Origin of the sequence: Methanoregula sp. (assembly GCF_002835825.1) — an archaeon.
Lineage (GTDB): Archaea > Halobacteriota > Methanomicrobia > Methanomicrobiales > Methanospirillaceae > Methanoregula.
The window spans coordinates 1-2041 of record NZ_PIZH01000377.1 but is presented as its reverse complement, the minus strand read 5'-3'; the positions used below and the strand labels follow the sequence as shown (position 1 = coordinate 2041).

Sequence of the window (2041 nt, the reverse complement as noted above, 5' to 3'; positions counted from 1 at the left end):
GGGAGATACGGCGGCTGTCTTCAGTGCGGCTCCGCACCGGTTGCAGAAGCCGGCCTCTTCAGGGTTGACAAAACCGCAGGACGCGCAGGACCCCGGCTTTGCAAACGTTGTCCCGCACCGGGTGCAGAACTTCGAGTTCTCATCGATTGCCGGGTTCCCGCACGTTGGGCAGGCCAGGGATTTTTTCATCGGTCCCCCGCACTTGTCACAGAATTGTGCCAGGGGATCGGCCACCTGTGTGCCACAGGTTCCGCAGACCGGGAACTGTGGTTCCGGCTCATCCACGATTGCGGCCCCGCACCGGTTACAGAACCGTGATTCGCCGTCGGGTGCCGGAATGCCACAGGAACTGCACTTTCTGGTCATGATCTTCCTTAATGGATTTTCGGGGCGGCGGCATAAACCCTGTGGTTCCGGCGGGAACTGTCCTGACTATCGTGTCGTTTCAGGGCAATGCACTTGCGCGTCCCGCACCAAAGGTTTTTCCCTGATTCTGCCCGAAACCTCAAAAACATCTCCTGGATTCTTCAGGGATTTCCGGTTTCCCATGACAACCATACACGACCTTCTCCGTCAGTACTGGGGCTCCTCTTCGTTTTTGCCACACCAGGAAGAGATTATCAGCTCCGTTCTTTCCGGCAACGATACGCTCGCGATCATGGCAACCGGCGGCGGAAAGTCGCTCTGTTACCAGCTCCCTGCCCTGTACCTGGGCGGCCTCACGCTGGTCATCTCTCCCCTCATCTCCCTGATGAAGGACCAGGTCGACGACCTGCGGGCCCGGGGGATCCCGGCGTATGCCTGGAACAGCAGCCTCGATCCCCGGGAACGGTCGCGGATCACGGAGGGAATCTCCGACGGGAGCCTGCGGCTCCTCTTCATCTCGCCGGAAAAATGCCTGCAACCGGGATTCCTTGCCTCGCTTGCTTCCGCCCGTGTACGGCTGATCGCGATTGACGAGGCCCACTGCATCTCGGAGTGGGGCCACAACTTCCGGCCCGAGTACCGGCAGCTTGCCCGGATCAAAGAGGTATTCCCTGGTATCCCCCTCATTGCCCTGACGGCAACCGCAATCACCGGGGTGCGGCGCGACATCCGGCAGCAGCTGAAGATGGAGAGCGCCCGGGAATTCACGGGCAGTTTCAACCGTAAGAACCTCCGGTATCGCGTAGTCCAAAAGAAGAACCCGCTGGTATTTCTCGCCGATTACCTTGGGCAGCACCGGAGCGATTCGGGAATCGTATACTGCCTGTCGCGCGAGGAGACCGAAACGGTTGCCAGTGACCTGCAACGGCGCGGTTTTTCCGCTGTTGCGTACCATGCCGGGCTTCCCCGGCAGGAGCGGGAGCGGGTGCAGGAGTCCTTTATTCGCGACCGGGTACAGGTGGTCTGCGCCACGGTAGCCTTCGGCATGGGAATCGACAAGCCGGACGTGCGGTTCGTCATTCACTATGACCTGCCCAAGACTATTGAGGGGTATTACCAGGAGACCGGCCGGGCCGGCCGCGACGGCCAGTACAGCGAGTGCATCCTCCTGTACAGCCGGGGTGATTATGCCCGGATCCGCTCGATGATCGAACATAATGAGGACAGCGGCCAGCACCTGCGGATCTCCCTTGCAAAACTCCAGGACATGGCAGAGTACTGCGAGACGACCGGCTGCCGCCGGAAGTTCCTGCTCACCTACTTTGGCGAGGAATACTCAAGTGAGAACTGCGGCTCCTGCGACACCTGCGATAACCCCCCCGAGATGACGGACTGCACGGATGCGGCAAAGCTGATCGCAGGCTGCGTAAAGCAGCTCCCCCGGAATTTCGGCATCGACCTGATCGCGGATGTCCTGCGGGGCGCGAAAAGCGGGAAAGCCCGGCAGTATAATCCCTCCGCGCTTCCCGCGTTCGGGACCGGGAAGAAGTACAGCAAAGCGCAGTACCGTACCTGGATCCATGGGATTGGACGGCAGGGATTCCTGTCCCGCCGAGGCGGCCATGACCTGAGGTGTGGGTGGTCGCCCCGGGCCGGCGAAGTCGGTAAAAACCGT

General features: G+C 60.9%; 2 protein-coding genes. One reads left to right on the top strand and one right to left on the bottom strand.

The genetic code is table 11. The features are described from left to right. The coding region (locus CW742_RS11260) for a zinc ribbon domain-containing protein (protein ID WP_292420440.1) at nucleotides 1-366 on the bottom strand (366 nt) is incomplete at its 3' end. Between the two features lie 181 nt (nucleotides 367-547). Here CW742_RS11260 and CW742_RS11255 point away from each other — a divergent pair. Continuing rightward, a partial coding sequence (locus CW742_RS11255; protein WP_292420438.1) for an ATP-dependent DNA helicase RecQ occupies nucleotides 548-2041 on the top strand: 1494 nt, incomplete at its 3' end.